Source organism: Nonomuraea sp. NBC_00507 (assembly GCF_036013525.1).
GTDB lineage: Bacteria > Actinomycetota > Actinomycetes > Streptosporangiales > Streptosporangiaceae > Nonomuraea.
Window position 1 is genome coordinate 9,818,718 of sequence record NZ_CP107853.1, and the last position, 22,819, is coordinate 9,841,536.

Genomic DNA, 22,819 nt, shown 5'->3' on the forward strand with positions numbered 1-22,819 from the left:
ACGCCACTGCCCGGTCCGGACCGCGCTACAGCCCCACGCAGGCCAGCGCCCGCTGGTATGCCTCCACCGTGCCGTCGGAGTCGCCCAGCTGCTCCATGGTCTCCGCCGTGGCGTACCAGGTGGAGGCGGAACGGCGTGAGTCGGGCAGCGGCGTCAGCCAGTCGCGTACGGAGGCCGTGTGCCCGGCGGCCTCATCGGCCCGGCCGACGGAGCCGTAGATCCTGCCGAGCAGGAGGCCGGCCTCGGCGCCGAGTGCGTGCCCAAACTCGGGTAGCAGCTCCCGGCCGATCAGAGCGTGCTCGACGGCCTTGTCCAAGTCGCCGGTCATGTATTCGGCGTATGCGAGCTCCACGTGGACTCGGGCCCGGTCGATCTGGCTGGTGGAGGTCTGCTCGAACTCGGCCACCGCCGCACGGAGCGCGTCGCGTACGGCCTGGGCCTCATGGGGGCGGGCCCTGAGCCGCTTCTGCAGGAGCGCGAGGCGCATCCTGGCGATGGCGCGTGGCTGGCCGTTCTCGACCTGTACGGCCATGGCGCGCTCGGCGAACGACAGCGCCTCCTCGTCGTGGCCGGTGATGTTGGCGACGCTGGAGGCATTCCAGTTGGCGGCCACGATGGCGCGGGGCGTGCCGAGCACGTCGGCGGCGTTGAGGAGCTCGGCCGCGAACTGGCGGGCACGTAGCAGGTCGCCACGCTGGTAGTAGGCGGACAGCAGGGTGGCGCCCAGCTCGACGAGCTGATCGGTCCAGGGAAGGCGCTCGTTTCCGACCAGCATCCGCTCTCCCACCTCGACCGCCTCGGTCAGCCGCTCGCTGTCCCGATAGGCGCGGCAGAGCACCATCGCGACCTCGATGCGGCGCTCGGGGGACAGCTCCTCGTCGCGGAGACTCAGCAGGATGGAGATCGCCTCGTCGACATCTCCGCACGCCTCGTGAGCGAGGGCGAGACCGAACTCGGTGTCCTGACGAAGAGAGGTGAGCCCGGTCAGGTTGTTGTTGGACAGGAGCTCGATGTAACGGGTGCGTGCCTCGTTGACCTCGCCGTTCTCGAGCGCCAGCCGCGCGTAGCCGAGGGCCAGCTCGATGTCCTCCATCTGCTCTGCGGTGACGCCGTTGATCAGATAGGACAGGGAGCAGTCCAGTTTCTGGGCCAACAGCTCCAGAACCGCCGGGGTCGGGGTACGCTTGCCACTCTCGATCAACGAGACGTAACTGTCCGACAACTCGGGGTGCGCCAGCTGTGCCTGTGACAGGCCGCGTTGTCGCCGAACCGTCTTGATACGGAGTCCGACTAGGTCAGATGTAGTCACAGTTTTCCGTCCCTGAGAAGATGAAGTCCGAGCAACCCCCACATAGGCGAGGGAGAACCCCCATGCGCATGCGTATTGCCCTGTCCGCCCTGATCACCGCGGTCGCGGTCGCGACGACCATTGGAGGTAATGTTACGGCCGCAAGTGCCGACGCGTCTTCCCTCTATTCAGCGGTGGACAACAGCGACTGCTGTTGAGCTGAGTTCGCAAGAGGGGGCGCATACGCCCGCCACTGGCTCGACACCGCACCGCGCCTCGGGCAACGCACCTCATGTGCCCTCTCTTCCGGGTCCCCACCCCAGCGCTGAGGACAGCTTAGCGACCGGCCTCTATATTCGATCTACATCGTCTCGGCCCCTCTTCACAGGATCTCAAAAGAGACTACGCTGCGGTCCTGGCACGGATGGGGGGCGACGACGGAGGCTGGCGTGAGCGAGGGGATCTTCATTCGCCTGCTCGGAGCGGTGACAGCCGTGCGCGGCTCCGTCTCCCTCGACCTCGGCCCGGCCAGACAGCGGGCCGCACTCGCCATTCTCGCTGCCGCACCCGGCCGTCCCGTCCCGATGGGCCGGCTCGTCGCCGGGATCTGGGGTGAGCGGGCCCCACGCAACGCCGAGCAGAGCGTCTATACCTACATCGCCGGACTGCGTCGCGCCTTCGAGCCGGACCGGGGACGCCGTGAGCCGTCGCGAGTGCTGGCCGGGTCGCCGGCCGGCTACGTCTTATGCGTGGAGCCCGGGCAGGTGGACGCGTTGTCGTTCGCCGAGCGAGTGCGCCAGGCGCACCAGGCGCGGCACGCCGGTGACGACCGCCGGGCCCTTCACCTCCTCGACCAGTCCCTGGCCATGTGGCGGGGCACCGCGCTGAGCGGGTTGCCGGGGCTGTTCGCGGAGGCGGAACGCGCCCGTCTGGAAGACCTGCGGCTGGCGGCGGCCGAGCGCCGCGCGGACGTCCTGCTGCGGCTGGGGCGTCACCAGGAGGTCACCGACGAGCTCCGTGACCTCACCCGCCATCATCCCTTGCGCGAGCCGGCGCGGGAGCTGCTCATGACGGCTCTGCTCCGCTCGGGCCGCCGGGCCGAGGCGCTGGAGGTGTACGAGGAGGGCAGGGTCCTGCTCGCCGAGGAGCTGGGCCTGTCGCCGGGCGACGGGTTACGCCGGTGCCACGAGATGGTGCTACGTGCGGAAACCCCCGCCCAGGAGCCCGAGACGCCCGCTCGAGGACCCGAACCCCCTGGCTCGGGGACCGACGCCTCCGGGGATCCTGAGACACGCACGCTCGTGCCACATCAGTTGCCCCGCCCGCTGGCGGAGTTCGTGGGCAGGGTGCGGGAGACCGTACGGCTGAAAGAGCGGCTGGCACCGTGGGACGACAGCCCGCCCGGCCCGCTCGTGATCATCTCCGGCCCGCCGGGCGTCGGCAAATCGGCCTTGGCCGCGCACGTCGCCCACATGGCGAAGGCCCGCTTCCCCGACGGTCAGCTCTATGTGAACTGCCGGGGCGCCACGCCGGAGCTGCCCCCGCTCACCGCGCTGGACGTGCTCGGCCGATTCCTTCGAGGGCTCGGCGTGCCGGCTCAGTCCGTGCCCGCGGACCTCGACGAGGCGGCCGCCATGTGGCGCAGCCGCCTGCACGGCCGGCGGGTGCTGGCGCTTCTGGACGACGCCGCAGACCTGGGGCAGATACGGCCGATGCTGGCGGTGCCCTTCGGCAGCGCGCTGCTGGTGACCAGCCGCGAGAGCATGTCCTGGAGCGAGGACGCCTACCAGCTGGAGCTCGGCCGCATGTCTCAGGCGGAGGCGGCCACGATGCTGGCCAAGCTGGCCGGCGCGGAACGAGTCGCGGCCGACACGGGCGAGACCGCGCGGCTCGTACACCTGTGCGAAGGCCTTCCCCTGGCCCTGCGCATCGCCGGGGCGCGCCTGGCCGGCCGTCCTGACTGGAGCGTCTCGGCGCTGACGGCGCGGCTGAGTGACGAGCGGCGCCGCCTGCACGAGCTTTCCGCAGGCGACCTGGCCGTACGCTCCAGCCTGTCCGCCAGCCACACCGCCCTCGAACGCGGCCCACGCCCGGTGGACCGGCTGGCCGCGCACGCCCTGGCGCTGCTCGGCCGGTTGCACGTGCCGGAGGTGACCGCGGAGGCGGCGGGCGCGCTGCTCGCGGTCACCGCCCCGGAGGCGGAGGCGGCGCTGGAGCGGCTGGTGGACGCGCACCTGCTCGATCGCCTCGGCCCCGCCCGCTACGAGCTGCACGACCTCGTGCGTCTCTTCGCCGGCGAGCTGCGGCCGGCCGGGGCCCGCGAGGCGCTGATGCGCGCGCTGTCGTACTACGCCGCCTCCACGCGCCTGGCCAGCCACGTCAGCGACCCGCACCGTTCGCAGCCCGCCGGGCAGGTCGACGCAGTTCCGCACACGGTCGGCGATGCGGCGCAGGCCAGAGCATGGCTCCAGGAGGAGGAGGCCGTCTTGATGGCAGCGGCGCGCCAGGCGCTCGGCTCCTCGGACGAGACGATCGCCCGGCTCGGCGTCAACCTCGCCTTCGGACTGCTCTGGGAGCAGGAGCGGACCTTCCGCATGGCCGAGATGTACGAACTCAACACTCTGGCGCTGCGAGCCGGCGAACGGCTCGGCGACGAGGCGAGCACCATGCTCGCCCACGGACACATCGCCAACGCCCTGCGCATGACGGGACGCACGAACGAGGCCCTCGCGCACTTCCAGGCCGAGTTGGCGATCGCCAGGCGGCTCGGCGACTCTTTCCGCGAGATGTGCACGCTCGGCAACCTCGCCACCGCCTGCAACTCGGGCGAGCGCCATGAGGAGGCGCTGCCCTGGGCCGAGCGTCAGCTGGAGCTGGCCAGGCGCATCGGTGCCCGCGTCGGCGTACGGTACGCGCTGATGGTCATGGGCGGCGCCCTCGTGGGCGTGGGGCGTCCGGAGAAAGCACTCGACCCGCTGCACGAGGCCCTGGCCAACGCCAAGGAGGCGAGAGATGCCAGCCACGAGGCGGGGATCCGCTTCGCGCTCGGCGAGGCCTACCTCGCCATGGGCGACCCGGAGCAGGCCCTGCCCCATCTCCTCGCGGGCCGCGACCTGATCACGGCGGACGGCTACCGGATCGGGCTGCTGCGCTGCCTGGTCGCGCTGTCGAGGACCTACCGGATGCTCGGCGACCTCGACCGAGCCATGGCCGTGCTGCACGAGGCGGCCGCCGCGGGCGGCGGCCTCGGGCACGCCCGCTGGGAGCGGCGGCTCAGGGACGAACAAGCCGCGGTGCACGAAGCGCGCGGCTCCGCGCCTGTGCACCGGGTGTGATCACAGCTCAGCGCGGCGGTCAGTGTCCGCCGTCCGCTGCCGCCTGTGCCTGCGCGCTTGCCTCGTCGGGGTTTACCTGCTGCGGGTCATCTCGCCGGATCGCCGCAAACAGGCCGGCGGTCGTGTGCGATGTTGTCCCCTGCTGCCCATCGCCCTCTTCTAGGCTGTCGTCAGCCTGAGAGCCGACAACACCGCCCACTAGCGGACCGTTCAGCACTTCTGGGGTCAACACGACGCCGGTCAGCCGGGCCGCGAGCATCAGTGCTTCGCTCATTGTCGGAGCGCCGGTGCTGATGTCTTCGTCTCCGGCGACGTCTCCTCCCGGTAGGTACGTTGGATCAACACCTACCTCCCGCATCGCGTCGAGGAGGCGATCCGGATCGCTGCCGTACCGCCATGCGGGCTTCCTCGGGTCGAAGGAAGTCAGCCGATCCCTGTCGATGGCATACACGAACAGATCGGTCGCGTAGTCGTGCCGCAGCACGGACACGAGTTCCGTCCCGGCCGACAGCGCTCGCATCGCATCCGGTTCTGTCGCCTTGCTGCCGTTCCGCTCGATGAGCACGACCCAACCCTTAAGACGCCCAGCCAGAACCGTGTGCGGGAACAGTCCCGAATCCGTCAATTCCCTGTAGCTCAGCGGCCGGATGCTCTCCTCGGCGGCGCCTAGCCGCCGCAGTGCTTCCGCCTCTTCCAGACCTCGTAGGAACGTCAGACACCATGCGTCGCCCAATTCCCACCGGTCCGCGAGCCAGCTGATATCGGCGTAAGTGATTTCCACTCCCAGCGCTCCTCATGCGTCATCCACTCTCCGAGAGCGAAGAAGGGCAGGACCTAGCCACCCCGCAAGGGCAAGACGCCTAACAAGATCCACAATGGATACGACGCCGCGCACCCGACCAAGGTTCACCCGGTGAACGCAATCGTCACCGCTCCGCTGAAGCCCGCGATCCTCCCATAGGCGGGCCAGGGGCCGGGTCGAACCCTATCTACCATGGGATCTTCACGGCACGCCCTGCGGCTTCAGGTTGGAAACCCTCAGTGATCGCGTGTATTAGGTAGATCGAATTCACCGTGACGCACCCCGGCCAGGAATGCCTCCCATTCGTCGGGCCCGCCCGCCTGAGCGCGGCGCTCAGCCCGGCGCAGACGCGGGTGTCCGGCAGCGCGGCCAGCACCTCGCCCCCGACGCGGAGCCGGTCGGCCAGGGCCGTGGCGCGCCCGCGCAGCAGCACCACGGCGACCCCGCCGTCGGCGCCGGCCGCCTCGGCGAGCAGGAGGCCGTGGCGCGGCCAGGCCACCGCAACGGTCATTGCCCCATTGGCGTCAAGACCACTAGCGGGCGATCATCATCGCCCGTCCCAAGCTGCGCAGTACCACCGAGAAGTTCGCCTCCCGGCTGTTCGGCACTGGAGTGACCCGCACCGACGCGCTGGAGACCCTTTCGATCGCCTCTTTCGTGAGCGGCCTGGCGGTGCACGATGTCGAGGGCGCCCTAGCCGACCGCTCGGCTCCGAGGCCGCCCTGTCGAAGTCGACGGTCTCGGCTATCTGTCAAGCCATCCTCGGCGAGTACGACGCCCGGCCGTGGAGAACATAGACGGCCTGCTGTGCGCTACTCCCCCACGACGCCTAGGACCGGGGTTCCGACTCCGAATCGTCGTCAAAAAGGTCGTTGATGTGCGTGGCTTCGAGAGCGCGCCGCAGCCAGACCTCCAGGAGGGCAAGGTCGGTGCAGGTGGTGATCTGCATAACCCGGTCGGGGGGAATGTCGATGCCGCGGAAGCGTAGGACGGTGAACACAGAGGCTCTCTTTTCCTGGGCGCGGCCTTGCTGATCGCCTTCTTTCCAGCCTTCTTCTCGGCCTTCTTCTCGGCCTGCGGCCTGGCCCTTGCGGTACAGGTTCTGGGCCCAGGGGCTGTGCTCGGGAACGTAGATCGTCACGGTTTCCTCCAGAAGCCGGCGGGCCTGCGGCGCGGCCATGTCGATAGTGTAGCCAAACAGCGACGCCGCGTCATCGGCTGGCAAGTCGGTGAGGAGCTTGATGAATGCCTCGGTGACCTCCGGCAGGTGGCCGTGAGCCATCACCGACAGCGCCGCCGTCAGCAGGTCTGCGGCCATCTGCTTCGAGTCGGTCAGGACGGGGATGCGGTCGGGCCCGACGATCACCGATTGCATGGTGATGGTCAGGCAGCCGCTGCTGATCTTCACCAGCTCGGTGAAGCGTGCCGCGCCGGGATCGGGCGTGATGAAGATGACGTAGACCGGTTTGCGGGTCTCCAGCCGCAGCATTTCGGCCGCCTCGACGGTCTGCTGCAACTTCTGCTCCGACATTTCGGTCTCAACCTCGACGATGGTGGAAAACCATCGATCCTGGGGCGGGCCGCCGAATACGACGGTGTCGGCATGCATCTCCCTGGAGATGCGGTCCCGCAGGTCTCCTGGCCCCACCCACAGCGGGGCGTCGGTCGGCAATACGATCCCGCCGACTTCGCGCAGCAGGCGGATGGGCAGGTCGAGATGGTCGCGGATGAGCCGGTTGAGGGCGTCGTGCCGGGGGGAGGGCATGCACGCAACGTTATCATCCGGTCACGCATCCGTATGTCTTTCGGCGATCTGTAATGCGGTTATCGCGGCAGACCCGTGTCTCTGAGGGCCAGGAAGAAGTCCACGCGGTCGGCCATGGTGGACAGGTTTCTGCCGGTGAGCTCCTCGATTCTGCGGATGCGATAGCGGACGGTGTTGACGTGCACGTGGAGCTGCTCGGCGCAGGCGTTCCATGAGCCGGCGCAGTCGAGGAAAACCCCGAGCGTGCGCACCAGCTCGGACTGGTGTTTGCGGTCGTAGGCGAGCAGCGGCGACAGCAGCCGCGCCGCGAACGAGCGGCGCACGTCGCCCGGCACCGTGGCCAGCAGCAGCGCGTGCGTGTAGATCTCGTCGCTGGTCACCACCCCGCCGGCGCGGGCCTCGGCCAGCCGCCGGGCGTGCCCGGCCTCCTCCACGCCGCCCTTGATCGCGGCGGGCCCGGTGAGGGCGCCGCTCAGCCCCGCGCAGACGCGGGCGTCCGGCAGCACGGCCAGCACCTCAGCCCCGGCACGCAGCCGGTCGGCCAGCTCGGCCGTGGTGCGCCCGCGCAGCGGCACCACGGCGACCGCGCCGTCGGCGCCTGCCGCCGCCACGACCTCGCGGCCGAGCAGCTCCTCGACGATCTGGCCGCCGAGCGTGGCGGGGTCCGGTCCGCGGGTGGCGCCCGGACGGGGCGCGGTGGCGTTCACGATCGCGTACGGCTCCGCCGCGTCGATCCCGCACGTGCGCAGCCTGGCGTTGAGCTCGGCCACGTCGGCGTCGGCGAGCGCGGCCACGATGAGTTGCTCGGCCAGGCGGCGTTCGACCCTGCGACCCTCCTCCATGCGGCTGCGTTCGAGCCCGACGCAGGCGGCCAGCTCGTAGCCGAGGTCGGCGCGGCCGATCAGGTCGCCGTCGCAGGCCAGGATCCAGCCCGCGGCGCGGTGCCCGCGCCCGACCGCGAAGATGGTGCTGCCGGCGACCAGGGCGGGCAGCCGTGGCGCCGTCAGGTATGCCCTGGCCAGGTCCACGGGATCCTGGACCGAGCCGACGATCATCCCGCCGGAGGCGGACAGGACGGCGCCGGTGACGCCGAGCTCGGCGGCGGTCAGCTCGAACAGCTCGCGCAGGTCGGCGCCTTCGGCGATGGCCGCGACCAGCCTGCGGTGGCGCCCGAGCGCGTCGCGTACGTCGCCGGACAACCGGGGCACGACCAGCTCGGTCAGCGTGCGGAAGGAGACCTCGGTCGGCACCTCGATCAGCGGCAGGTCGGCGGCCCTGCACGCGTCCACCAGGTCGCCGGGGACGTGGCCCAGCCAGGCCGCGCCCGCGCCCAGGGCGGCGACGCCGGCCTCGGCCAGCGCGGCCACGAATCTGGAGGAGTCCTCCGGCGTGTGCCGCCACATGAGCCCGGTCAGCACCAGCTCCCCGCCCGACAGGTAGCGCCCCGGCTCGGGCAGGTCGGTGATGTGGACCGTGCTGAACTCGCGATCGGGGTCGCCGCTGAGCAGCGTCAGCCGCAGATCGTCGATGGCCAGCAGGTCACTGATACGCACTTGGAGGAATATACAAGCCGCGTGTTACGTGCTTTGACACGGATTTCACGTCGTGTGCATAGGACCGGGACGGGCGGCGGTGCTCTACTCGGAGGATGACGGAGACGGCGTACACGACGCGACACGGTGTCGGCGAGAGCGCGCGGCGTCCTGACGCGGCGCTGAAGGTGAGCGGCGAGTTCGCGTTCGCCTCCGACCTGTGGATCGACGGCATGGCCTGGGGGGCGACGTTGCGCAGCCCGCATCCGTCGGCGTGGATCCGCTCGATCGACGTGGGCCCCGCGCTGAAGATCCCCGGCGTGTTCACCGTGCTGACGCACGAGGACGTGCCGGGCGCGAAGTTCTACGGGCTGGAGCACAAGGACCAGCCGGTGCTGGCCGTCGACCAGGTCCGCTACCAGGGCGAGCCGGTGGCGATCGTGGCGGCCGACCACCCGGAGACGGCCCGCAGGGCGGCCGCGGCGATCGTGGTGGAGTACGAGGTCCGCCAGGCCGTCACCGACCCCCGCGAGTCCCAGGAGATCGTGCGGTACCAGCCGGTGCGGGTGGGCGACACGTTCGAGGCCGAGGTCGTGGTCACCGGCGAGTACGAGGTCGGCATGCAGGACCAGGCCTTCCTCGGCCCGGAGGCCGGGCTGGCGGTCCCGGCCGAGGACGGCGGCGTCGATCTGTACATCGCCACGCAGTGGCTGCACGTGGACCGCGACCAGCTCGCCCCCTGCCTCGGCCTGCCTCAAGACAAGGTGCGCCTGACGCTGTCCGGCGTGGGCGGCGCGTTCGGCGCCCGCGAGGACCTGTCGATGCAGGTGCACGCCTGCATGCTCGCTCTGCGCCTGGACCGCCCCGTGAAGATGGTCTACGGCCGTGAGGAGTCGTTCTTCGGCCACGTGCACCGCCACCCGGCCAGGATGCGCTACGAGCACGGCGCCACCCGCGACGGCAGGCTGGTCTACGTCAAGGCCGACATCCTGCTGGACGGCGGCGCGTACTGCTCGTCCTCGCCGGCCGTGGTGGGCAACGCCGCGTCGCTGGGGGTGGGCCCGTACGAGGTGCCGAACGTGCACGTGGACGCCACCGGCGTCTACACCAACAACCCGCCGTGCGGCGCGATGCGCGGCTTCGGGGCGGTGCAGGCCTGTTACGCCTACGAGTCGCAGATGGACCGCCTGGCCGAGGCGTGCGGGCTGTCGCCGGTGGAGTTCCGGGTGCGCAACGCCGTCTCCCAGGGCTCGCGGCTCATCACCGGCCAGCTGATCGACTCGCCGGCCCCGCTCGCTGAGATGCTGCGCGACCTGGAGGCCATGCCGCTGCCCGCCGACGCCCAGGATCGGGACCTGCGGGGGTTGCCCGGCGGCGTCTCCCAGACCACGCACGGCGAGTCGGTGCGGCGCGGCGTCGGGTACGGCGTCGGCATCAAGAACATCTGCTTCTCCGAGGGCTTCGACGACTACTCCACGGCCCGGGTGCGTGCCGAGCTGGTGGGCGGCGAGCCGCACGTCACCGTGCACACGGCCGCGGCCGAGGTGGGCCAGGGCCTGGTGACGATCCAGGCCCAGATCGCGCGCACCGAGCTGGGCGTCGACGACGTCACCGTGGCCACCGCCGACACCCAGGTGGGTTCGGCGGGCTCGTCGTCGGCGTCGCGGCAGTCGTACGTCACCGGCGGCGCGGTGAAGGCCGCCTGCGAGGCCGTGCGCGAGCGGTTCAAGGGGCTGCCGGCGCGGGAGGCGCTGGAGAGGTTCGGGCCGATCGAGGAGACCCGCGAGTACCGGCACCGGCCCACGTACCGGATGGATCGGCGCACCGGGCAGGGCGACTCGCACACGCAGCTGGCGCTGTGCGTGCACCGGGCCGTGGTGGACGTGGACGTGGAGCTCGGGCTGGTCAAGGTGGTGGAGCTGGCGGCCGTACAGGACGTCGGGCGGATACTGAACCCGCTGGCGCTGGAGGGACAGATCCACGGCGGGAGCGCGCAGGGCCTCGGGCTGGCGCTGATGGAGGAGATCCAGATGCGCGACGGGCAGGTGCTGAACCCGTCGTTCACCGACTACCTCATCCCCACCATCCTCGACATGCCGCCCATGCAGCTGAAAATCCTGGAAAATCCTGACCCTGCGGCTCCGTACGGGCTGCGTGGCGCGGGCGAGCCCCCGACGTTGTCCTCCACCCCCGCCATCGCCGCGGCGGTGCGGGCGGCGACGGGGCTCAGGTTGACGCGTGTTCCGATCAGGCCGGAAGATATCGCCCTGTTCGGTAAAGGGGTCTAACTACGGGGAGGTATCCGATGGCAAGCGCACGTGAGGCGGCCGAGGCGGAATTCCGGCGTTTCGACGCCGACGGCGACGGCCTGCTGACCGCGGCCGAGATCCGCCAGGCCAACGAGGCGCTGGGCGGGCAGGGCGTGTCCGAGAGCGAAGTCGAGGCGTTCATCAAGTCCGCCGACCGCGACGGCGACGGCACGATCGGGCTCGAGGAGTTCGTCGGTCTCGTCGGCCACGGGCGGCACGAGAAAGCGTGATCTTGTCCCCCGCCGGGTAGGTGGTCCGGCATTCCCCCTGATCGTCGAGGGGGATGGTGTGCTCGACCGATTCTTCGAGCTGACCGGGCGGGGGACCACCGTCGGCCGTGAGGTGCGTGGCGGGATCACCACGTTCGTGGCCATGGCCTACATCATCCTGCTCAACCCGATCATCCTGGCCGGCGCGAAGGACGTCACGGGCGCTCGGCTCTCCATCGCCGAGCTGACCACCTCCACCGCGCTGGCCGCGGCCGTGACCACGCTGCTCATGGCCTTCATCGGCAACGCGCCCTTCGGCCTTGCGGCCGGGCTGGGGCTGAACGCGGTGGTCGCCTACCAGGCCGCGCCGCACATGACATGGGCCGAGGCCATGGGACTGGTGGTGCTCGAAGGCCTGGTGATCATCGTGCTGGCCGTGACCGGCCTCCGCACCCTGATCATGAACGCGATCCCGCTGGCGCTCAAGCACGCCATCAGCGTGGGCATCGGCCTGTTCATCGCGCTCATCGGGCTGGTCGACGCCGGCTTCGTGGCGGCGGGCGCGGCCACGCCCGTGCAGCTCGGCACGACCGGGCACCTGACGGGCTGGCCGGTCACGATGTTCTGCTTCGGCCTGCTGCTGATGATCGCCCTGTTCGCGCGGCGGATCCCTGGCGCCATCCTCATCAGCATCGTGGTCACCGCGGCCCTGTCCATCCTGGTGAACGCGCTGGCCACGATCGATCCCAGGTCGTGGGGCGTGGTCACGCCACGGGTGCCCGAGTCGCTGGTCGCCGCGCCGCAGTTCGGGCTGGTCGGCGAGTTCGACGTGTTCGGCGGGTTCGCCAGGGCGGGGGCGCTGACGGCGGGAGTGGTGCTGTTCACCCTGGTGTTGTCCGGGTTCTTCGACGCGATGGGCACGATCATCGGTGTCAGCGACGAGGCCGGGCTCGTGGACCGGCAGGGGCGCGTGCCGCGGCTGGGCCGGGTCCTGACGGTGGACGGCGTCGGCGGCGTGGTGGGCGGTGTGGTGAGCTCCTCGGCGAACACCGTCTTCGTGGAGTCGGCCGCCGGCGTCGGCGAGGGGGCGCGGACGGGCCTCGCCAGTGTGGCGACCGGGGCGCTGCTGGGGCTGACGCTGCTGTTCACGCCGCTGGCCGCGGTGGTGCCCGCCGCCGCGGCGGCGCCCGCGCTGGTGCTGGTCGGGGCTCTGATGATGATGCAGAGCAAGAACGTGCCATGGGATGACGTCGAGCTCGCCGTGCCGGCGTTCCTGACGATCGCGCTGATGCCGTTCACCTACTCGATCACGAACGGCGTCGGCGCCGGTGTGATCGTCTATACGCTCATCAAGGCCGTCAAGGGGAAGTTCGCCGAGATCCCGTGGTTGTTGTGGATCGTGTCGGCGATCTTCCTGGCGTACTTCGGGATCGACTGGCTTGAGCGGCTCTTCGACTAGCGGATGTCCGCGGAGTTGCAGGCCGTGCCGTTGTTGTCGACGTCGGGGTACCAGGAGTATTCCTCGTGCGTGCCCTTGTGATAGGGCCCGTAGCCGGCCGCCCGGGCCTCCTTGCAGGTGGCGAAGCGGCGGTTGGGGGTGCGGCCGGCGTTGGTCGCGGGGTTCGTCACGCCGGGGTTCGTCCCCGTGCCACCGGTGCTCCCTGTGGTGCCAGGGGTTCCCGTCGTGCCGGTCGTCCCGGTCGTGCCGCTCGTGCCGGTCGTGGCGGGGGGTGTGGCCGGCGGGCTGCTGCCGAGGGAGTCGGTGGGCGCGGGGGTGCCGCTCGCCCCCGGGCCGAGCAGACGGGAGGACAGCGCGCGGGCCTCAGCCTCGGTGTAGCCGGCGATGCTCATGCTGTCGCCGTCCATGCTCTGGGTGACGATGGGCGCGGCCAGCACGATCTTGGGCTGGTCGGGTTGCTCGGGCGCCAGCACGACCGCCACCTGTCGCTGCTCGGACACCAACTCGTCGATGAGCTGGACCAGCCGCTCCTTGAACGCCGGCGCGATCGCGATGCGCACGGAGTATTGGCCGTCCTTCTCGCGCACCGGCTCGATCTGCTGGACGGCGCCGACGGTGACGCCGTCCTCCAGCAGGTAGCAGGTCTTCTGCTGCTCGTCCAGCACGGCCGGATCGCCCGGGCACGGCGCGGGCTTGGTCTCCCTGACCGGGGCGAAGTGGATGGGCACGGGCAGGCGGTGCGGCGGCGTGCCACCTAACAGCGGCGTGTCGGGATTTTGCGTCATCAGCACGGCGACCGTGCCGGCCACGCCTGCGACGAGCACGACGAGGACCAGCGAGACGATCAACACGATGGTGGTGAGTCTGCTGGCCTTCGGCTCCCCCGGGTCCGCAAGTGGCGGCTCTTCCGGCTTGTCCATCGATGACGTTTCCCATCCTGATGTTCGGGCTGCCGGTGAGCCTATCGAGGACAGGCCTTACCGAGGTAATCAGCCGGAGCATCCCCGTTCAACCGCCCCTGTGGAGGAAGAATGAAAGAAGGATCCCGAATGGACGGGAGTTGTTCCATGAAGATCGGCGTTCCTCTAGAAGTCAAGAACAGCGAATATCGGGTGGCGCTCACCCCTGCGGGGGTGAACGAACTGGTGCGCCACGACCATCAGGTCTACGTCGAGCGGGGGGCCGGCGATGGGTCGTCGATCCCCGACTCCTACTACGCCGCGGCAGGCGCCGTCATCGTGCCCACGGCCGACGAGGTGTGGGGCGCGAGCGACCTGATCATGAAGGTAAAGGAGCCGATGCCGGAGGAGTACCACCGGCTGCGCAAGGGGCAGGTGCTCTTCACGTATCTGCATCTGGCCGCTTCCCAAGCGTGCACGCGGGCGCTGCTCGACTCGGGCTGCACCGCGGTCGCGTACGAGACCGTGCAGACCCCGGACGGCGCGCTGCCGCTGCTCGCGCCCATGTCCGAGGTGGCGGGCCGGCTGGCGCCGCAGGTGGGGGCCTACCACCTGATGCGCTCGGCGGGCGGCAGGGGCGTGCTGATGGGCGGCGTCTCCGGCGTGCACGCGGCGCGCGTCGTGGTCATCGGGGCCGGCGTGTCCGGCATGAACGCCGCCGCCATCGCCCTCGGCATGCAGGCCGAGGTGCTGCTGCTCGACAAGAACATCGACAAGCTGCGCCAGGCGGACATGATCTACCAGGGGCACCTGCAGACGGTCGCCTCCAACATGCTGGAGATCGAGCGTGCGGTCCTGGAGGCGGACCTGGTCATCGGCGCGGTGCTGGTGCCCGGCGCCAAGGCGCCCGAGCTGGTGAGCAACGACCTGGTCAGCCGGATGAAGCCGGGCTCGGTGCTGGTGGACATCTCGATCGACCAGGGCGGCTGTTTCGCGGACTCGCGGCCGACCACGCACGGGGAGCCGACGTACCGGGTGCACGACTCGATCTTCTACTGTGTGGCCAACATGCCGGGGGCCGTGCCGCACACCTCGACGTTCGCGCTGACGAACGTCACGTTGCCGTACGCGCTGGCCATGGCCAACCTGGGCTGGCGGCAGGCCATGCGCGAGGACGCGGCGCTCGCGCTCGGTCTGAGCACCCACGAGGGCCATCTGACCAGCCAGCCCGTGGCCGAGGCGCACGGGCTGGAGTGGACGCCGTCGGAGGCGGTGCTGGGCTGACACCCGGCACCGCGCGCTCCGCTACTGCTGGGACTGGCTCGGCGACGGGGAGGCGGTCGGCTGCTGCTGGCCCGTGGGCTCGGACGGCAGCGGAGCCTGGTCGGCCGTGGTCGTGATGGCGTCGGCGCCGCCGCACGTGGCGCCCGGCTCCGGCGTGTCAGCGCCGTTCTGGTAGCGCTTGATGAACGCCCCGAGCTTCGGGTCGTCCGGGCTGTTCAGCTTGAGCTGGTGACCCCACGATGACACGACGATCGGTGCGGATAGGTTGGGGAACGGGCTCATCAGCATGTATTCCTGGTTGCCCGTGGACGCGGCCACTTCCTTCAGCTTGTCGACCTGCGCCTTGGGCAGGTCGAGCCGGTAGGTGATCCAGGAGGCGCCGTGCTCCATCGAGTGCACGGCATGCTCTGGGTGGATCGGCTTGTCGTAGATCGCGCACTGCTGCCAGTAGTTGTTGTGCTCGCCACCCACCGGCGGGGTCTCCTTGTAAGAGACGGCGTTCCACACGTGCTGGCCGGCCTCGTACTTGTAGTTGGCCACGGCGTCCAGCGAGGTCTTCCGAGCCTGGTCGATCAGGTAATAGCCGACCACGCCGACGAGCAACACGATGATCAGTCCGCCCGTTCCCCACATGAGCAGCGCGGCGCGGCGTTGTTTGCGCTTCTGCTCGGCCCGCATCTGCTGCAGATGCTCGCGCCTTGCCTGCGCCTTCTCCTTCGTCATCGGAAAATTCCTTCATGGATACTTCGGCCCCTAGGCCGGAGGGGAAACGGACTCCCGCGTAGCGGGGCAGGGAAAGCCGCTTCGCCGTCCAGGCGAAACGGCGTCAAGGTGCGCCGTGCCGCCCTGCGGCGAGAAGGGCGCGGGGTGGCACGGAGGTACGGTCTCACGACCGCGTACGCCGCTTGCGCGGGTGACGCCCGTACGGCCAGGTGAGGCCGTGCGGGTCTCCCCTCGACCATGTTGTGCACTCCGCTGCCTGAAGGCGTCCGCGCCCCGTTTCGTCCCTGCTCCGGGGTTGTCTGCTGACGCGGATTCCAGGGTCCGCCGCTGAGGAAGCACGGCGGAGTGGATCTGCTGACGTGTGTCCAACATAGCCACCAAGGTCACCTCCCTATGCGTGGTGGCTGGGTCTGGTCACTCCGGCCCGCCCCGGTTCAGCGGGGCAAGCCCCGGCGTTCAGGCCGGGGAGGGAGTAACCGTTCCTCCATAGGCGTACCAACAGGGGTCACCCTATGCCCTCCGGCCGTATGCGGAGAATAAGACCGGTGTAAGCGTGCGATCACGGGCGCGCGTGCAGGTGGGTACGCTGGACGAGCCATGAAAAAGCCCGTCAGGAATCCACTCCTTGTCGTCTGCGGCGTGCTGGTGCTCGCCGCCGCCGCATTTCTGCTGTTCGGTCGAGCGGGCACGCCGGGCGACTCCTCGCCCGAGGCCGGATTCGCCCGCGACATGGCCGCGCACCACGCGCAGGCCGTGGACATGGCGTTCACGATCAGGGACAAGGGTCCCGCCAAGGAGGTCAGGAATCTGGCCTTCGACATCATCAACACCCAGGCCAACCAGCGTGGCATGTTCCTCGGCTGGCTGCAGCAGTGGGAGCTGGACCAGGCGAGCGACCAGCGGCCGATGGCCTGGATGAGCGGCCACGGGCACGGCGGCGCCACGGTGGCGCCCGGCACCATGCCCGGCATGGCCACGCCCGAGGAGCTGACCAAGCTCAAGGAGGCGCAGGGCACACAGGCCGAGATCCTCTTCCTGCAGTTGATGATCCGCCATCACGAGGGCGGCGTGGAGATGGCCGAGGGCTTGCTCAAGCTGTCCACCCGGCCGGAGGTCGTCAGCATGGCGCAGAAGATCGTCCAGGGGCAGAGCGGCGAGATCAAGCTCATGACGGACATGCTGCGCCAGCGTGGCGCCCAGCCTTATCCGTCGATACTCCAACCTCAGTGATGGACGCCGACGCGATCGTCGTCGGCTCCGGGCCCAACGGGCTGGTCGCCGCGGTCACGCTGGCCCGTGCCGGACGCAAGGTGCTGCTGCTGGAGGCGGCCGAGCGGTTCGGCGGCGGGCTGCGCTCCGGCGAGCTGACCCTGCCGGGACGGGTGCACGACTTCGGGGCGACCGTCATGGCGATGGCGCTGGCCTCGCCGGCGTTCCGCCGGCTCGGCCTCGAAGGGGGCGAGTTTCGCAAGGGGGGCGAGTCCCTCAGGGGGGTCGAGTTCGTCCATCCCGCGGTGCCCGCGGCCCATCCGCTGGACGACCGTCCCGCCGTGCTCGTGCACCGCGACCCGCGCCGCACCGCCGAGGCGCTCGGGCGGGACGCGGGCGCGTGGCTGGCCACCGCCGGCGCGGCGGCGCGAGCCGGATTCCCGCTGGTGGAGCTGCTGCTCGAGCCCTTGGGGCCATGGCACGTGCCGCCGCGGGCGTTCGCGCAGGCGGCCAGATTCGGGCTCGCGGGCGCGCTGCCGGCCACGACGTTCGCGCGGCGGGCCTTCCGCACCGTGGAAGCGCGCGCGCTGATCGCGGGCATGGCCGCGCATGCCATGCTCGACCTGCGCTCCCCCATCACCGCCGGATACGGCCTGATGCTGGCGTCCCTGGCTCACCTGGTGGGCTGGCCGCTGGTGCGGGGCGGGTCCCAGGTGCTGGCCGACGCCCTCGTGGCCGAGCTCAGAGCGCTGGGTGGGGAGGCGGTCGCCGGGCACCGGGTGCGCCGCCTGGCCGAGCTGTCCGCGCCGACCGTGGTGCTCGACGTGACACCCCGGCAGCTCATCGCCATGGCCGACCTGCCTGCGGGCTACCGCCGGCGGCTCGAACGCTTCCGCTACGGGCCCGGGGTGTTCAAGGTGGACTGGGCGCTGGACGGGCCCGTGCCGTGGCGGGAACCGGCGGTGGCGGGCGCGGGCACGGTGCACCTGGGCGGGACGCTGGAGGAGATCGCGCTCAGCGAGGCGGAGACGGCGGCGGGGCGGCATTCGCCGCGTCCGTACGTGCTCCTCGTCCAGCCCTATGCGGCCGACCCGACCAGGGGCGGGCACACGCTCTGGGCGTACTGCCACGTTCCCAACGGGTCGGCGGTGGACATGACGGACGCCATCGAGACGCAGATCGAGCGGTTCGCGCCGGGGTTCCGTGACCGTGTGCTGGCCAGACACACGATGGGGCCGGCGGATTTGGAAGCGGCCAATCCGAACCTGGTGGGGGGCGACATCGGGGGCGGGCTGGCGAGCCTGACCCAGTTCCTCCGCCGCCCTGTGTGGTCCCCCGCCCCGTGGCGCACGCCGCTTCCCGGGGTGTTCCTGTGCTCGGCCTCAACGCCGCCGGGGGCCGGGGCGCACGGAATGGGCGGCTGGCAGGCTGCCCGCCTGGCCCTCCGCCCTCGCACACCGTGACGCTTCCCGGCCCCGGGTAGCGCGCACTCCGCCGGGTGCCGGGATCGCGCCCTCCCGCCGATTCCCCCACGCACGACACGCGGCGGCGCACCGCAAACAGCACCCCAGCCGCGCACGACACGCACCTAGGCACCCCGCGCCTTGCGCCGGTGCGGCGGGAGGTGCATAACACGAGATGCGCGACAGATAGGTGCGCCAGGCCAGTTGCGCGGCCCAGGTGCGCCACGCGAGGTGCGCCACGCGGGGGTGCGCAACGCCAGGCGCGCCACACGAGAGTGCGCAAGGCGAGGTGCGGCACGCGAGCTGCGCCGCGCCAGTTGCGCGACACCAGTTGCGCGGCCCAGGTGCGCCACGCGAGGTGCGCCATGAGGGGTGCGCGGCGCGAGGTGGCCGGCGCCAGTTGCGCGATGCCAGCTGCGCGACAGCAGCTGAGCGACGCCAGGCGCGCGCCACGAGAGTGCGCAACGCCAGGCGCGCCACACGAGGATGCGCAAGGCGAGATGCGCCACACGAGGATGCGCGGCCCGAGCTGCGCGGCCCGAGCTGCGCGGCCCGAGCTGCGCGGCCCGAGCTGCGCGGCCCGAGCTATGCAGCGCGAGCTATGCAGCGCGAGCTATGCAGCGCGAGCCATGCGGCGCTCAAGGCCGGGCGAGGCCAGCGCGAGCCGGGGCGGGTGGCGTCAGGAGCCGGCGGCCTGCATCTCCTCCGCGATGGCGGCGGCGAAGGCGTCCACGTCGGCCTCCGTCGTGTCGAAGGCGCACATCCACCGCACCTCCCCCGTCGCCTCGTTCCACGTGTAGAACCGGAACCGCTTCTGCAACCGCTCCGTCACGTCCCTGGGCAGAACGGCGAAGACGGCGTTGGCCTCCACGGGCCGGGGCAGCGTGACGCCGGGGATGTCGCGCACGGCCTCGGCCAGGCGCCGCCCCATGGCGTTGGCCCGGCGCGCGTTCCGAAGCCACAGGTCCCCCGACAGCAGTGCCTCGAACTGGGCCGACACGAAGCGCATCTTCGACGACAGCTGCATGAACGTCTTGCGGATGTAGTCCACGCCGGTCGCGGCCGAGGGGTTCAGCACGACGACGGCCTCGCCGTACAGGAGCCCGATCTTGGTGCCGCCGAAGGACAGCACGTCCACGCCGGCGTCCGTGGTGAGCGCCCGCATCGGCACGTCCAGCGCCGCCGCCGCGTTCGTCAGGCGGGAGCCGTCGAGGTGGACCAGCAGGCCGAGATCGTGGGCGTGCGCGCAGATCGCGGCGATCTCGCCGGGTGTGTAGAGGGTGCCCAGCTCAGTGGTGTTCGAGATGGACACCACCCGTGGCTGGGCCCGGTGCACGTCGCCGAAGCCCCACGCCTGCCGGTCGATCAGCTCGGGCGTGAGCTTGCCGTCGGGCGTGGGGACGGTCAGGAGCTTGATGCCCCCGGCGACCTCCGGCGCGCCGCCCTCGTCGGTGTTGATGTGGGCGCTTTCGGCGCAGATGACCGCCTCCCAGTGCGCGGTCATGGCGCGCAGGGAGACGACGTTCGCGGCCGTGCCGTTGAAGACGGGCCACGCCTGCGCCTGCTCGCCGAAGTGCCGCCGGAAGACGTCCTGCAGAGCCTCGGTGTACACGTCGTCGCCGTAGGCGATCTGGTGGCCGCCGTTGGCGGTCGCGATGGCCTGGAGGATCTCGGGGTGCACGCCCGCGTAGTTGTCGCTGGCGAACGCCTTGTGCTGGGGGTCGTGCCGGGGAATCAAGAAGTGAGGTCCAATCGGGTGCCGTTGAGCTCGGCGGCCGGGCGGTCGTACAGGCCGCCGATCGCCGCCGCGAGGTCGTTGACGTCGGTGAAACCGGGGAAGCGCCCGTCCGGTTTGGCGGCCCGCATGGCGTCGTTGACCAGGGCCTTGACGACGAGGATCACCGCTGCGCTGTCCGTGCCGGACAGGGCGTCGGCGAGCGACAGCGTCCACGCCTCCGCCGCCGCCTTGGCCGCCGAGTAAACGGCGCCACCGGCGGTCGGCCGCTCGGCCGCCTTGGCGGAGACGATCACGAAGCGACCGTTGTCGCTGCGGCGCAGCAGCGGCTCGAAGGCCAGCGACACGTGCTGGAGCGTACGGATCAGCAGGTCGTGCAGGACGTCCCAGTCCTCGAGGTCGGTCTCGGCGAACGTGCTCGCCCCGCGCCACCCGCCGACCAGATGCACCACGCCGTCCACCCGGCCGTGCTCGCGGTCGATCCGCTCCGCCAGGCTCTGTACGGCCGCGCGGTCGAGCAGGTCGACGTCGTCCTTGTCGACACCGATCACGGTGTGGCCATTTTTCCGGAAAAATCCGGAAACGGCCTCACCTGTGGGCCCTCCGGCCCCGGTAACCAGAATGATCATGCTCGGAGTCCCTTGGTCGATTCGACGACTTCGCCCAGCTTACGGCGCAGCGCCTCGTAGAACATGCTCAGCGGGAACTCGTCCGGCAGCACCGCGTCCACCTTGGCCTTCTGCTCCTCGGGCAGCGCCTCGATCCCCTTGGCCCAGGTCGAGCCCGGGTGCGGCGCGACATAGGAGCTCACCAGCTCGTACGCCGCCAGCCAGTGCGCCAGTTTGGACCGGTCGATGCTGTCCCGGTAGAGCTTCTCCACCTCGCCCCGCAGGTCGGCCACCCCGTCCGCGACCCGCTCCCAGTCGATCGAGAGCCGGTTGTCGGTCCACCGCACGACATCGTTGCGGTGCAGGTAGGCGAAGAGCAGCTGCCCGCCGAGCCCGTCGTAGTTCCGCACCCGCTCCCCGCTGATCGGGAACCTGAACAGCCGGTCGAACAGGATCGCGTGCTGCACGTACCGGGCGTGCGGCACGCCCTGCCGCTCCAGCTCCACCGCCTCGCCGAACGCGGTCAGGTCGCAGCGCAGCTCCTCCAGCGAGTACAGCCAGTAGGGCATCCGCTGCTTGATCATGAACGGGTCGAACGGCAGGTCCCCGTGGCTGTGCGTGCGGTCGTGGACCAGGTCCCACAACACGAACGTGTCCTGCGCGAGCTGCTGCGAGTCCAGCAGCCTGGCGGCGTCCGGCGGCAGGTCCAGCTTGAGCGTCTGCGCGGCCGCCGCGGACACCCGCCTGAACCTGGCGGCCTCGCGGTCGGCGAAGATGCCGCCCCAGGTGAAGCGGGCCGGCGCCTGGCGCACCGCCACCGTCTCGGGGAACAACACGGCCGAGTGCGTGTCGTAACCGGAGGTGAAGTCCTCGAACGCGATCGGCACGAACATCGGGTTGTCGTAGCCGTTCGCCTCCAGCCTGGCCAGCCAGTCCGGCCAGATCGTCCGGATCCAGACGGCCTCCAGGTTGCGGTTGGTGTTGCCGTTCTGGGTGTACATGGGGAACACCACGACGTGCTCCAGACCGTCCACGCGCTGGGTGTCGGGGTGGAAGTGATCGAGCGAGTCGAGGAAGTCGGGCACGCCGAGTCCCTCGCCGGCCCACTTCGCCAGGTCATGGCGCACGGCCTCGAGGTACGCGGCATCGTGCGGGAAATATGGCGATATTTCGCTTACGTGGTCGGCGATCTCGCCTACCAGCGCCTTGGCGCGTTCCTTGGACTCCTCCGGCACCGAGCCGTCCTTGACCTGGAGCGGCCTGAGCTGCTCGACGGCGGCCTTGAGCCGGGCGAACAGGGCGGCCTTGGCCTCGTCGCGCGTCCCCGCCGCCCCGTCGCCCACCGGGACGCGGGCGGCCCAGGTGACCACGTTCGCCCAGAGCCTGCGGTGGTCGTAGTCGTCAATGGAGTCGTCGCCGAACAGGTCGGAGTCGGCGAACACGACCACGCGGCCCCGGCCGTGCCGTACGGCCACGGCCAGCGGCACACCGGCCGGATCGGCGGTGGGCGAGGTCGTGAACAACACGGTCGCCTCCGCCGCGGTGGCGCCCCCGACGGTCGCGGGCGCAGCGGACCCCGCGGCGGACCCGGCGGCGGGCGCGAGGGTCAGGACACCGGTCCGGTAGAAGCAGGCGGTCTTGACGCCCGCGAGCAGCCCGTCCGTGGTGGCGCGCGTGGCGAGCACCCAGGTGGCCACGTCCCGGTGCGCGTGCCTCGGGTCGCGCACGGTGGTGTGCTCCACCGCGACCCCGAACCGCCCGAGCAGCTCACGCACGTTGTTGCCGTACTTGTCCTGCTCTTCCTCGGCCAGCACCACCAGCCCGCCGCCCGCGGCCACGTACGCCTCGACGGCGTCCAACTCGGCAGCGGAGAACACCGGGGTGCCCTGCCCGGTGGTGCGCTCCCACCGCTCCCCCGAAGGGTGCGCGATCACCAGCACGTCCTGCTCGGCCAGGATCGCGGCGTCGAGCGGGCCCGACGAGTGCGCGACCACCGTGTGCCCAAGGTGCCGCAGCAGCCCGGCCGCGCGGGCATAGCTGTTGTCGTCGGGATGCGCAGGATTGATGGCCTCGGCCACCTCGCGCCGGATGGTCCACGACTCGTTGTGGGCTTCGTCGAACAACACTCGAGGGAACGCTCGCATGAAATATCTCCTGCATCTACCGCCTTATGCAGGAAAATATACACATAACTACCGC

The 22,819-nt window shown here is 70.5% G+C and carries 17 protein-coding genes and 1 pseudogene; 8 read left to right on the forward strand and 10 right to left on the reverse strand.

The features are described from left to right. Positions 1-25: 25 nt before the first annotated feature. Positions 26-1,351 carry a helix-turn-helix domain-containing protein gene (locus OHA25_RS47330; RefSeq protein WP_327583394.1) on the reverse strand — a complete coding sequence of 442 codons (1,326 nt, stop codon included), beginning with the start codon at positions 1,349-1,351 and terminating at the stop codon, positions 26-28. Positions 1,352-1,737: 386 nt separating this feature from the next. Between OHA25_RS47330 and OHA25_RS47335 the strand changes: the two genes are divergently transcribed. Then, positions 1,738-4,623, forward strand: coding sequence for an AfsR/SARP family transcriptional regulator (locus tag OHA25_RS47335; protein ID WP_327583395.1), 2,886 nt, complete (start codon positions 1,738-1,740; stop codon positions 4,621-4,623). Positions 4,624-4,642: 19 nt separating this feature from the next. Here the strand turns inward: OHA25_RS47335 and OHA25_RS47340 are convergent, their stop codons facing one another. Continuing rightward, a complete protein-coding gene (locus tag OHA25_RS47340) occupies positions 4,643-5,404 on the reverse strand; it encodes a DUF6461 domain-containing protein (RefSeq protein ID WP_327583396.1) in 762 nt (253 codons plus the stop codon). Positions 5,405-5,612: 208 nt separating this feature from the next. After that, positions 5,613-5,936 (reverse strand): hypothetical protein, encoded by a 324-nt coding sequence (locus OHA25_RS47345; RefSeq protein WP_327583397.1) that lies wholly within the window; start codon positions 5,934-5,936, stop codon positions 5,613-5,615. Between OHA25_RS47345 and OHA25_RS61690 the strand changes: the two are divergent. Next, a pseudogene (locus OHA25_RS61690) lies at positions 5,907-6,204 on the forward strand (transposase); the annotation flags it as partial. The gene OHA25_RS47345 and the pseudogene OHA25_RS61690 sit on opposite strands and share 30 nt — an antisense overlap. A gap of 50 nt (positions 6,205-6,254) precedes the next feature. On the opposite strand, the gene OHA25_RS47350 reads toward OHA25_RS61690, so the two are convergent. Next, a complete protein-coding gene (locus OHA25_RS47350) occupies positions 6,255-7,190 on the reverse strand; it encodes a hypothetical protein (protein ID WP_327583398.1) in 936 nt (311 codons plus the stop codon). Positions 7,191-7,249: 59 nt separating this feature from the next. Next, a complete protein-coding gene (locus OHA25_RS47355) occupies positions 7,250-8,743 on the reverse strand; it encodes a helix-turn-helix domain-containing protein (protein WP_327583399.1) in 1,494 nt (497 codons plus the stop codon). 95 nt (positions 8,744-8,838) lie between these two features. Here OHA25_RS47355 and OHA25_RS47360 point away from each other — a divergent pair, with 95 nt between their 5' ends. Genes OHA25_RS47360 through OHA25_RS47370 form a run of 3 tightly spaced genes read left to right on the forward strand, consistent with a single transcriptional unit; the run spans position 8,839 to position 12,699 of the window. Next, on the forward strand, positions 8,839-11,010 hold the full coding sequence (locus tag OHA25_RS47360) for a xanthine dehydrogenase family protein molybdopterin-binding subunit (RefSeq protein WP_327583400.1): 2,172 nt from the start codon (positions 8,839-8,841) through the stop codon (positions 11,008-11,010). Positions 11,011-11,027: 17 nt separating this feature from the next. After that, on the forward strand, positions 11,028-11,261 hold the full coding sequence (locus tag OHA25_RS47365; protein WP_305924655.1) for an EF-hand domain-containing protein: 234 nt from the start codon (positions 11,028-11,030) through the stop codon (positions 11,259-11,261). A 58-nt stretch (positions 11,262-11,319) separates the two neighbouring features. Then, positions 11,320-12,699, forward strand: a complete 1,380-nt coding sequence (locus OHA25_RS47370; protein ID WP_327583401.1) for an NCS2 family permease — start codon at positions 11,320-11,322, stop codon at positions 12,697-12,699. On the opposite strand, the gene OHA25_RS47375 is transcribed toward OHA25_RS47370, so the two are convergent. Beyond that, the gene (locus tag OHA25_RS47375) at positions 12,696-13,619 is read right to left on the reverse strand and encodes an excalibur calcium-binding domain-containing protein (RefSeq protein WP_327583402.1); all 924 of its coding nucleotides are present in this window, start codon (positions 13,617-13,619) and stop codon (positions 12,696-12,698) included. The two genes, OHA25_RS47370 and OHA25_RS47375, sit on opposite strands and share 4 nt — an antisense overlap. 147 nt (positions 13,620-13,766) lie before the next feature. Here OHA25_RS47375 and ald point away from each other — a divergent pair, with 147 nt between their 5' ends. Beyond that, positions 13,767-14,882 (forward strand): alanine dehydrogenase, encoded by a 1,116-nt coding sequence (ald, locus tag OHA25_RS47380; RefSeq protein WP_327583403.1) that lies wholly within the window; start codon positions 13,767-13,769, stop codon positions 14,880-14,882. Positions 14,883-14,903: 21 nt separating this feature from the next. Here the strand turns inward: ald and OHA25_RS47385 are convergent, their stop codons facing one another. After that, positions 14,904-15,605 carry a DUF3105 domain-containing protein gene (locus OHA25_RS47385; protein WP_327583404.1) on the reverse strand — a complete coding sequence of 234 codons (702 nt, stop codon included), beginning with the start codon at positions 15,603-15,605 and terminating at the stop codon, positions 14,904-14,906. Positions 15,606-16,202: 597 nt separating this feature from the next. On the opposite strand from OHA25_RS47385, the gene OHA25_RS47390 reads away from it, so the two are divergent. After that, the gene (locus tag OHA25_RS47390; RefSeq protein ID WP_327583405.1) at positions 16,203-16,835 is read left to right on the forward strand and encodes a DUF305 domain-containing protein; all 633 of its coding nucleotides are present in this window, start codon (positions 16,203-16,205) and stop codon (positions 16,833-16,835) included. Then, on the forward strand, positions 16,835-18,277 hold the full coding sequence (locus OHA25_RS47395; protein WP_327583406.1) for a phytoene desaturase family protein: 1,443 nt from the start codon (positions 16,835-16,837) through the stop codon (positions 18,275-18,277). Before OHA25_RS47390 ends, OHA25_RS47395 begins: the two co-directional genes overlap by 1 nt. Positions 18,278-18,956: 679 nt before the next feature. On the opposite strand, the gene OHA25_RS47400 is transcribed toward OHA25_RS47395, so the two are convergent. The 3 genes from OHA25_RS47400 to OHA25_RS47410 are packed head-to-tail and all read right to left on the reverse strand — an operon-like array spanning position 18,957 to position 22,764. Then, a complete protein-coding gene (locus OHA25_RS47400) occupies positions 18,957-20,015 on the reverse strand; it encodes a threonine aldolase family protein (protein ID WP_327583407.1) in 1,059 nt (352 codons plus the stop codon). Further along, positions 20,012-20,641, reverse strand: a complete 630-nt coding sequence (locus OHA25_RS47405; protein ID WP_305924664.1) for an SDR family NAD(P)-dependent oxidoreductase — start codon at positions 20,639-20,641, stop codon at positions 20,012-20,014. The genes OHA25_RS47400 and OHA25_RS47405 overlap by 4 nt, the downstream gene beginning before the upstream one ends. After that, complete coding sequence (locus OHA25_RS47410) at positions 20,638-22,764, reverse strand: DUF6421 family protein (protein ID WP_327583408.1); 2,127 nt, start codon at positions 22,762-22,764, stop codon at positions 20,638-20,640. The genes OHA25_RS47405 and OHA25_RS47410 overlap by 4 nt, the downstream gene beginning before the upstream one ends. Positions 22,765-22,819 lie beyond the last annotated feature (55 nt).

Coding starts and splice junctions, on each gene's coding strand:
- OHA25_RS47345 (WP_327583397.1), bottom strand. CDS start 5,936: ATGACCGTTGCGGTGGCCTGGCCGCGCCACGGCCTCCTGCTCGCCGAG.
- OHA25_RS47350 (WP_327583398.1), bottom strand. CDS start 7,190: ATGCCCTCCCCCCGGCACGACGCCCTCAACCGGCTCATCCGCGACCAT.
- OHA25_RS47360 (WP_327583400.1), top strand. CDS start 8,839: ATGACGGAGACGGCGTACACGACGCGACACGGTGTCGGCGAGAGCGCG.
- OHA25_RS47365 (WP_305924655.1), top strand. CDS start 11,028: ATGGCAAGCGCACGTGAGGCGGCCGAGGCGGAATTCCGGCGTTTCGAC.
- OHA25_RS47375 (WP_327583402.1), bottom strand. CDS start 13,619: ATGGACAAGCCGGAAGAGCCGCCACTTGCGGACCCGGGGGAGCCGAAG.
- ald (WP_327583403.1), top strand. CDS start 13,767: ATGAAGATCGGCGTTCCTCTAGAAGTCAAGAACAGCGAATATCGGGTG.
- OHA25_RS47385 (WP_327583404.1), bottom strand. CDS start 15,605: ATGACGAAGGAGAAGGCGCAGGCAAGGCGCGAGCATCTGCAGCAGATG.
- OHA25_RS47390 (WP_327583405.1), top strand. CDS start 16,203: ATGAAAAAGCCCGTCAGGAATCCACTCCTTGTCGTCTGCGGCGTGCTG.
- OHA25_RS47395 (WP_327583406.1), top strand. CDS start 16,835: ATGGACGCCGACGCGATCGTCGTCGGCTCCGGGCCCAACGGGCTGGTC.
- OHA25_RS47405 (WP_305924664.1), bottom strand. CDS start 20,641: ATGATCATTCTGGTTACCGGGGCCGGAGGGCCCACAGGTGAGGCCGTT.
- OHA25_RS47410 (WP_327583408.1), bottom strand. CDS start 22,764: ATGCGAGCGTTCCCTCGAGTGTTGTTCGACGAAGCCCACAACGAGTCG.